General features: G+C 35.3%; 7 protein-coding genes and 1 pseudogene. 4 read left to right on the top strand and 4 right to left on the bottom strand.

Annotation, left to right across the window (positions count from 1 at the left end; genetic code table 11):
- Window positions 1-130, bottom strand: a pseudogene (locus C8P70_RS14350) (IS982 family transposase); the annotation flags it as partial.
- A 246-nt stretch (window positions 131-376) separates the two neighbouring features.
- Here C8P70_RS14350 and C8P70_RS12315 point away from each other — a divergent pair.
- From C8P70_RS12315 to sufD, 4 genes are all read left to right on the top strand, one after another.
- A complete protein-coding gene (locus C8P70_RS12315; RefSeq protein ID WP_133713620.1) occupies window positions 377-706 on the top strand; it encodes a HesB/IscA family protein in 330 nt (109 codons plus the stop codon).
- 100 nt (window positions 707-806) lie between these two features.
- Entirely contained in the window at window positions 807-2,255 is a 1,449-nt protein-coding gene (sufB, locus tag C8P70_RS12310) for a Fe-S cluster assembly protein SufB (RefSeq protein WP_133713619.1), read from the top strand.
- 76 nt (window positions 2,256-2,331) lie between these two features.
- The gene (sufC, locus tag C8P70_RS12305; protein WP_133713618.1) at window positions 2,332-3,081 is read left to right on the top strand and encodes a Fe-S cluster assembly ATPase SufC; all 750 of its coding nucleotides are present in this window, start codon (window positions 2,332-2,334) and stop codon (window positions 3,079-3,081) included.
- Between the two features lie 48 nt (window positions 3,082-3,129).
- Window positions 3,130-4,449 (top strand): Fe-S cluster assembly protein SufD, encoded by a 1,320-nt coding sequence (gene sufD / locus C8P70_RS12300; protein ID WP_133713617.1) that lies wholly within the window; start codon window positions 3,130-3,132, stop codon window positions 4,447-4,449.
- 62 nt (window positions 4,450-4,511) lie between these two features.
- On the opposite strand, the gene C8P70_RS12295 is transcribed toward sufD, so the two are convergent.
- The 3 genes from C8P70_RS12295 to C8P70_RS12285 form a co-directional block, all read right to left on the bottom strand.
- Window positions 4,512-6,206: a ribonucleoside-diphosphate reductase subunit alpha gene (locus tag C8P70_RS12295; RefSeq protein WP_133713616.1), complete on the bottom strand. Its 1,695-nt coding sequence runs from the start codon at window positions 6,204-6,206 to the stop codon at window positions 4,512-4,514.
- 32 nt (window positions 6,207-6,238) lie between these two features.
- Window positions 6,239-7,216 (bottom strand): ribonucleotide-diphosphate reductase subunit beta, encoded by a 978-nt coding sequence (locus C8P70_RS12290; protein WP_133713615.1) that lies wholly within the window; start codon window positions 7,214-7,216, stop codon window positions 6,239-6,241.
- A gap of 304 nt (window positions 7,217-7,520) precedes the next feature.
- Window positions 7,521-8,615, bottom strand: a complete 1,095-nt coding sequence (locus C8P70_RS12285) for a peptide-N-glycosidase F-related protein (protein WP_133713614.1) — start codon at window positions 8,613-8,615, stop codon at window positions 7,521-7,523.
- Window positions 8,616-8,663: the final 48 nt, after the last annotated feature.

Below are 8,663 nucleotides of genomic sequence, written 5' to 3'. Positions count from 1 at the left end.
TTAAAGCAAGACTTATCAATTCCAAATCCTTCAATTTTGGTGTTCGTCTTTGGTAGGGCAATAAATTTTCATTTGATATTTTTCGTAAAACTTCCAAAATTCTTTCGTAATTTGCACCTAAGTTGTTCATTGTAAATGGTTTTGTAGTTAATTCAATTTACTGATTTTAAATCAAATGAACAACTTTTCTCTTCTTTAATTCATAATGCACAACGGGTATTGAAAAGAATTATAATTCGTTAAAATTATAGTTTTTTTCGATTTTAGTATTTCACCTTCTAATCGTTATAAATATGTTAGTTACTATTGCAAACCATTTTTTTGTGATACCTTTGCAATAACATTTAAAATCAATCTGTTTTTAAAAAAGGGAAGTATGATAAAAGTTTCAGATATAGCAAGTAAAAGAGTTGCCCTTCTGATGGAAGATGAGGGGTTTAATTCTGCAACTGATTATGTGCGTGTTGGTGTTACCAGCGGCGGATGTTCCGGACTTTCTTATCAGTTAAATTTTGACCGAAGTATTGAAGAAAGCGATAAGGTTTTTGAAGATAACGGAGTTAAAATAGCTGTTGATAAAAAGAGTTTTCTGTATTTAGTAGGTACTACATTGGAATATTCGGGTGGGTTAAATGGCAAAGGATTTTACTTTAACAATCCTAATGCAAGCAGAACATGCGGTTGTGGTGAAAGCTTTTCGCTGTAGTCGTTTTTTATAAAAACAACTGGTGTGAAGTTGTTTTATAACGTTAATTAATGTTGAACAAGAAGCATACGAGAAAGTTATTGCTTTTAAGTATAAAAATATGAGCAAGTATACAGAAGAAGATTTAAAGAAAGAACTCGAAACAAAAGAGTATGAGTATGGTTTTTATACAGATATAGAGTCAGAAACATTCCCTATTGGTTTGAATGAGGAGGTTATCAAAGCTATTTCTGCAAAAAAAGAAGAACCAGAATGGATGACGGAGTGGCGTTTGGAATCTTTCAGAATCTGGCAAAAAATGGTAGAACCCGAATGGGCAAATGTAAAATATGAAAAACCCGATTTTCAGGCAATTTCATATTATTCGGCACCCAAGAAAAAAGATAAATATAAAAGTTTGGATGAGGTTGATCCGGAGTTGTTAGATACATTTAACAAATTGGGAATTTCGATAGAAGAGCAAAAGCGGTTGTCGGGAGTAGCCATGGATATTGTTATGGACTCCGTTTCTGTGGCAACTACATTTAAGGAAACGTTGGCAGAAAAGGGAATCATTTTCTGTTCGATATCTGAAGCTATCAGAAATCATCCGGATTTAGTAAAAAAATATTTGGGCACGGTGGTTCCGCAGACTGATAATTTTTATGCAGCCTTAAATTCTGCAGTGTTTTCAGACGGCTCGTTTTGTTATATTCCCAAAGGTGTCCGATGCCCGATGGAATTATCTACTTATTTCCGAATCAATCAGGCAGGAACCGGACAATTTGAACGAACTTTAGTGATTGCGGACGAAGACAGTTATGTGTCTTATCTCGAAGGCTGTACGGCTCCTTCCAGAGATGAAAATCAACTGCATGCGGCTGTTGTAGAGTTAATAGCCTTGGACAATGCTGAAATAAAATATTCTACGGTGCAAAACTGGTTCCCGGGCGACAGTTCTGGAAAAGGCGGTGTTTTTAACTTTGTAACCAAAAGGGGATTAGCTGAAAAAAATGCTAAAATCTCATGGACGCAGGTAGAAACAGGATCAGCTGTAACGTGGAAGTATCCTTCTTGTATCTTGAAGGGAGACAATGCTATTGGAGAATTCTATTCTATTGCAGTAACCAATAATTTTCAACAGGCGGATACAGGTACAAAGATGATTCACCTTGGAAAAAATACGAGATCAACTATTATCTCGAAAGGTATTTCTGCCGGAAAATCCCAAAACAGCTACAGAGGGTTAGTGCAGATAGGACCAAGAGCAGAAAATGCTCGAAATTTCTCGCAATGTGATTCTCTGTTAATGGGGAACGAATGCGGAGCACATACCTTCCCTTATATTGAAGCTAAAAATCCGACAGCGCAGATTGAACATGAAGCAACAACCAGTAAAATAGGTGAGGATCAGATTTTTTATTGCAACCAGAGAGGTATTCCTACAGAAAAAGCCATTGCATTGATTGTTAATGGATTTTCAAAAGAAGTCTTGAATAAGCTTCCTATGGAATTTGCGGTAGAAGCCCAAAAGCTACTGGAAATTTCATTAGAGGGTAGTGTTGGATAAAAAGAAATCTGAAATAACACATATCAAATATTAAAAGATAAAGTTTTTAACTTTAAACCTTAAATTTTAAATCAAAATGCTTAAAATAAATAATATACACGCTTCGGTAGAAGATAAAGAAATTTTAAAAGGGATTAATTTAGAAGTAAAAGCAGGAGAAGTGCATGCGATAATGGGACCAAATGGAGCGGGAAAAAGTACCCTTTCGTCTGTAATTACCGGAAACGAGGCTTTTGAGGTTACGCAGGGTGAAATTATGTTAGACGGAGAAGACTTAAGCGAGCTTTCTCCTGAAGAAAGAGCACATAAGGGGGTGTTCCTTTCGTTTCAGTATCCGGTAGAAATTCCGGGAGTTTCTGTAACTAACTTCATGAAAACTGCAATTAACGAATCGCGCAAAGCACAAGGATTAGAGGAGATGCCTGCGAGTGAGATGCTTAAAAAAATTAAAGAAAAAGCAGAATTACTCGATATAGACAGAAAATTTTTGTCACGTTCTTTAAACGAAGGGTTTTCGGGCGGAGAGAAAAAGAGAAATGAGATTTTTCAGATGGCAATGCTGGAACCTAAATTAGCTATTTTGGATGAAACGGATTCCGGTTTGGATATCGATGCTTTACGCATTGTTGCTAATGGCGTAAATAAGCTTAAAAGTAAAGACAATGCGGTAGTTTTAATTACGCATTACCAAAGGCTATTAGAATATATAGTGCCTGATTTTGTTCACGTTTTATACGATGGGAAAATTGTAAAAACAGGCGGAAAAGAGTTAGCTCTTGAATTAGAGGAAAAAGGATATGATTGGATTAAGAATTCTGTTAAGTAAAAGAGTGACAGGGTTGTACTAAAAATTAATCTAATTAGAAAAAGAATTATGGAACTTAAAGAAAAATTAATATCGTCTTTTGTCGCTTTTGAAGAAGGTTTGAAAGGAGAACATGAGAGATTGCACGATATCCGATTAGAAGCTTTAAAATTATTTGAAGAAAAAGGCTTTCCTACTAAAAAAGAGGAAGCTTGGAAATATACATCGCTGAATTCAATTCTCAAAAATGACTTCAGCATTATTCCTAAGAATGAAACGGTCGTTGAGTATAAAGAGGTTAAAAAATATCTTTTAAGCGATTCGGATACCTATAAATTAGTTTTTATCAATGGTATTTTTAGCTCGCATTTATCTTCAACTACACATGACGGATTAGATGTCTGTTTAATGTCATCTGCATTGACTAAACCCAAGTACAAGATGATAATTGACGCGCATTACAATACTTGCGTTGATAAAAATGACAGCATGACGGCTTTAAATACCGCATATGCAACAGAAGGAGCTTTTATTAATATTCCAAAAAGCAAAGTTGTTTCTAAACCGATAGAAATAATCTATTTGTCAACTACAGAAAATCAAGCTTTGCTGGTTCAGCCCAGAAATCTGATTATTGTAGGTGAAAATGCTCATGTACAGATTTTAGAACGCCATCAAAGTATTACAGAATGCAGCGTATTCACTAATTCTACTACGGAAATAGTTGCTCATAAACGCGCAATAGTTGATTTTTATAAATTGCAAAATGATTTGGATACCGGTACGCTGATTGACAATACTTTTATCAAGCAAAAACAAGAAAGCAGAGTCTCTGTTCATACCTTTTCGTTTGGAGGTAAATTGACAAGAAACAATCTTAACTTTTATCAGGAGGGAGAGAGAATAGACAGTACGCTGAAAGGAATTACGCTGATTGATGGCAAACAACACGTAGATCACTATACTTTGGTGTCCCATAATCAACCGAACTGTGAGAGTCATCAGAACTATAAAGGAATCTATGATGATAATTCGATAGGGGTATTTAATGGAAAAATATATGTGGATAAAATAGCACAAAAAACAGATGGATTTCAACAAAGCAATAACGTTTTATTAAGCGATAAAGCGCATATTTATGCTAAACCTCAGTTAGAAATTTTTGCTGATGACGTAAAGTGCTCTCATGGGTGTACTATTGGTCAGTTAAATGACGAAGCTATGTTTTATATGCGTCAAAGAGGAATTCCTAAAAAAGAAGCCAAGGCATTGCTGATGTATGCTTTTACGGATGAGGTAATGCAATCTGTAAAAATTCCTGAGCTAAAAACAAAGGTGGCAAGAGTAATTGCTAAAAAATTAGGTGTTTCAATGGGATTTGAAATTTAAGGTAAAAAATTCATAAAAAAAACCGGCTATTGAGCCGGTTTTTTTGTTATGTAATATTTTGATTATGATTCGCAACTACTGCACGTTACCAGATTAGTTACCATTTCTTTAGAAACACTTTGACTGCGTTGATAATACAGGGTCTTTACACCTAATTTCCACGCTTCAATCATCAACTGATTCACATCTTTAATAGGCAGCCCAGAAGGAATATTCAAGTTTAAACTTTGAGATTGATCAACATATTTTTGACGAACAGCAGCTTGCTGAATAATTTCCAGCTGACTAATTTCTTTGAAAGTCTTGAATACCGCTTTTTCCTCTTCTGTTAATTCTGATAATTGCTGAACGCTTCCTCCGTTTAGCATTATGTTTCTCCAGGTTTCTTCATTGTCAATCCCTTTTGATTCTAAAAGCTGTTTTAGGTATTTGTTTTGACGCATAAAATTCCCTTTTGATAAACCTGCTTTGTAATAATTACTGCTAAAAGGTTCTATACCGGGAGAAGTTTGTCCTAAAATCGCAGATGAAGACGTTGTAGGTGCAATTGCCATGGTTGTTGTGTTTCTTCTTCCATAGCCTTTTAAAAGCTCGGGTTCTCCGTATATACGAGCTAACTCTTGTGTGGCTTTGTCTGCTTTTGCACTGATGTCTTGAAAAATCTGATTGGTTAGCATTTTTGCCTGTAACCCCTCAAAAGGAATCATGTTTTTTTGTAAATATGAATGCCATCCCAAAACACCTAAGCCCAAAGCTCTGTGACGCTTTGCAAATTTATTAGCAGAACTCAGATAATAATTACCCTCTGTTTTTTCAATAAACTCTTGTAGTACAGCATCTAAAAAGAAGATAGCAAGTTTAACAGCTTCCGTATCTTTCCATTCGTCGTATAACTCTAAATTCATAGATGACAGGCAGCAAATAAAAGATTCGTCATCAGATGATGGCAACATAATTTCAGAACAAAGATTGCTGGCGTTAATACGCATATTTTGATCTTTGTAAACTTGTGGTTTGCTTCCGTTTACATTGTCTGAGAAGAAAAGATAAGGCATGCCTTTTTGTTGGCGGCTTTCTAAAACTTTTGCCCATAATTGTCTTTTTTCTCTATCGCCGTCAATCATTTCCTGCATCCAGTAATCGGGAATACAAACACCATAAAACAGGTTCTGGATGGGATTTCCGATATTTTTTATTTGTAAAAATTCTTCACAATCCGGATGATCTATATCTAAATAAGCAGCAAAGGCACCTCTTCTCACACCTCCCTGAGAAATGGTATCCATTGCCGTGTCAAACAGTTTCATAAAGCTTACGGCTCCACTGCTTTTTCCGTTATCAGTTACTGCACTTCCTCGTTCTCTCAGACTGCCAAAATAACCAGATGTTCCTCCGCCAATTTTGGTTTGCATAATCACTTCACCTAATTTGTGTGTGATTCCTTCAATACTGTCAGGAATATTTACATTAAAGCAAGATATTGGCAAGCCTCGTTCTGTTCCCATATTTGCCCAGATAGGAGAGCTTAAGCTCATCCAGCCTCTTTCTATCATTTCCTGAAAGGATTCTTTTAATTCAGGTTTATATAGCCTTTTGGCTGCAGCTCCGGCAATTCTTTCAATAGCTCCTTCTACTGTTTCGCCTTTCAGCAAGTACCCTCTGTTAAGAATTTGCTCGCTTTCTGAATTTTTCCACCAAAGTTTTTCTCTGAGGTCCGTATTTTCGTCTGTTTGTAATGGAAGTGAAAAATTATTCATAGTATTTTTATTCTTTATCTGTAGTGTATCAATTAAAATAAATCGTCTGCAGTAAAACTTTTGTCGTGTTTGGTATAGTCAACCGGTCTTTTGGCAAAAAAGTCGTCCAGACTATTGGCAAAAACCTCTTCTTCAAACCACGCCATAGGTTTGTATTGTTCTTGTGTGATATTAAATACTTTGTTTAACCCTATTTTAACCATGCTTTCATCTACTCTGAATTTCATAAAATTGAGAAGGTTTTCTTTTGTAACGATTTCAATTTCTCCTTTTTCAAATATCCAGTTTAGAATCTTTTCTTCGATGTCTATTGATTTTGTGACTACGTCATTAACGTGATTGATTAATTCATCGTCAAAAAAGTCAGGAAACTCTTTTCTGATGATATTAATGATGTAGATTCCTGCGTTGGCGTGTACCTGTTCATCCACAGATGTCCAAGCAATGATGTTGCTCACGTTTTTCATTAGTCCTTTGAAACGGGTAAATGAAAGAATAATGGCAAATTGACTGAACAGCGAGACATTTTCGATTAAAAGAGAAAACAGAATCAGCGAAACGACGTATTTTTTTCGGTCGGTTTTATTACTCGAATTTTCTAATACCTGAGATAAATATTCTACGCGCTCTTTGATAACAGGGACGGTTAGCAAGCTTTCAAATTCATCATTATATCCCAATACATCTAAGAGACGAGAATAGGCTTCAGAATGTCTGAATTCACATTCAGCAAAGGTACTTCCCAGTCCGTTAAATTCCGGTTTTGGAAAATGCTGGTATAGATTTCCCCAAAATGTTTTTACGGCTACTTCTATTTGTGCAATTGCCAGCAGACTGTGCTTGATGGCTAATTGTTCTTCTTTGGTTAAATGAGAATGAAAATCTTGAGTGTCGGCAGTAAAATCTACTTCGCTGTGTACCCAAAAAGACTTATTAATCGCTTCTGTGAACTGATAAACGCCAGGGTATTCAAATGGTTTATAATTTACTCTTTTATCAAAAATAGACATAGCACAAACATTTTTTAATTAAACAATAGCATCCAGAATTAATCATTTTTTTAAAACAGAATAGTCAATTTTCACAGGATGAGCGATGTAAAAAAAGGTGTAAACAACTAAAACGGGTTAGCTAATTTAGGGCTTACAAAATTTGGATTCAACCTAACCAGAACAAAAAAGCGAATTAGTTATCAACAATTGTTTAATAACTAATTCGCTTTTTTAGACAAGTACGGAAAACATTGATTCTTATGGAAATATCTTAATAGAATAAAAAAATATGCTTTGGAATTCCAAAGCATATTTTTTTATTCTAATTTACAACAGTCGGTTTTTCGATTGGAGTATTACTTTTGACAATTACAAAGGTTGAAAGGGCGTAATAGGCGTGAGGGTTATCTCCTGGATACTCCATATTATTTTCCCATTCTTGGAATTGGTATTCAAATTTAAATTGTTTTCCAAGAAGATTTTTATCTAATTTGTCAATCCTTGTGGGTACAGCCATTCCCGGACACCATCCTGCTCTGTCAGGTTTCCAGTTTCCTCTTTGGTCTATTATAGGGTTATCCGCGCAGCCTATAGAACCTAAATAATGATTGAAAGAGGACACATTATTTATTAATATGTGATGCGTTCTAAAGCACCATTCTGCACAACCTCTTCCCCCTGGATCATTAGGAGTAGCATGTCCCCATCCGGAAATAATAGTTCTAAGATGTGCAGCTTCAGAATTTTCAGGGAGATTAATCATTTTGTTCATTACAAAGTTATGAGGTTCACCATAAGGTTCACCATCTATTGAGTTTGCATTATACTGTAAAATTGGAATAACAGAAGAGTATTTGTAATCTGATTCACCATATATGAAATCGAAATCAACACTGATCAGCCATCCATCAGCTCCCCAGACTTCTGTGTAGGCTTTAAGCTCTGTAGTTCCTGTTAATATTGATTTAAAATCTGTTACATCAAATTCTAACCCTCTTTCCAGAGGAGAGGAATCTTTTCCATATGGAGTAATATATCTTCCTATTTCATACCATTCTCCTGAAATTTTGTCTTTAGCTTGAATGTTAGCAAAAACATCCCAAATGTTGCATGGGCAGTCAAATTGTACATACATTTTTATAGATTTCACTTTTTCAATGTCTGTAGGGAAGTCAAAAGAGTCTTCTACATTTTGAGAAAGTCCATCGCCAAAAGCAGTGTGAACTTTGTGGAATGTTTTATAGTTAAAAGTTCCTTCTTTAGGAGGTTCTGGGTTTTCTGGCTCTGGAGTGGGAAGTTCTGAATCGTCAGGGTCAGGATTTTTGCCATTGGGATCAGAGTCATCACTGTTGCAGCTGTTTAAGATAGCAATAGCGCCGAATGCAGCAAAAATGAATATAAAAACTTTTTTCGCCATAATTAATCGTTTTTTGTGTTAAAATTAAGCAAATGTAAACTTTTTATA

This window comes from Myroides indicus (genome assembly GCF_004364575.1).
Classification (GTDB): domain Bacteria; phylum Bacteroidota; class Bacteroidia; order Flavobacteriales; family Flavobacteriaceae; genus Flavobacterium; species Flavobacterium indicum_A.
Note: the sequence above shows the minus strand (reverse complement) of the source record. Positions and strands in the feature narration are given on the sequence as shown.

What these genes read in the sequence shown, in the direction of transcription:
- C8P70_RS12315 (WP_133713620.1), top strand. Translation starts at nt 377, where the DNA reads ATGATAAAAGTTTCAGATATAGCAAGTAAAAGAGTTGCCCTTCTGATG.
- sufB (WP_133713619.1), top strand. Translation starts at nt 807, where the DNA reads ATGAGCAAGTATACAGAAGAAGATTTAAAGAAAGAACTCGAAACAAAA.
- sufC (WP_133713618.1), top strand. Translation starts at nt 2,332, where the DNA reads ATGCTTAAAATAAATAATATACACGCTTCGGTAGAAGATAAAGAAATT.
- sufD (WP_133713617.1), top strand. Translation starts at nt 3,130, where the DNA reads ATGGAACTTAAAGAAAAATTAATATCGTCTTTTGTCGCTTTTGAAGAA.
- C8P70_RS12295 (WP_133713616.1), bottom strand. Translation starts at nt 6,206, where the DNA reads ATGAATAATTTTTCACTTCCATTACAAACAGACGAAAATACGGACCTC.
- C8P70_RS12290 (WP_133713615.1), bottom strand. Translation starts at nt 7,216, where the DNA reads ATGTCTATTTTTGATAAAAGAGTAAATTATAAACCATTTGAATACCCT.
- C8P70_RS12285 (WP_133713614.1), bottom strand. Translation starts at nt 8,615, where the DNA reads ATGGCGAAAAAAGTTTTTATATTCATTTTTGCTGCATTCGGCGCTATT.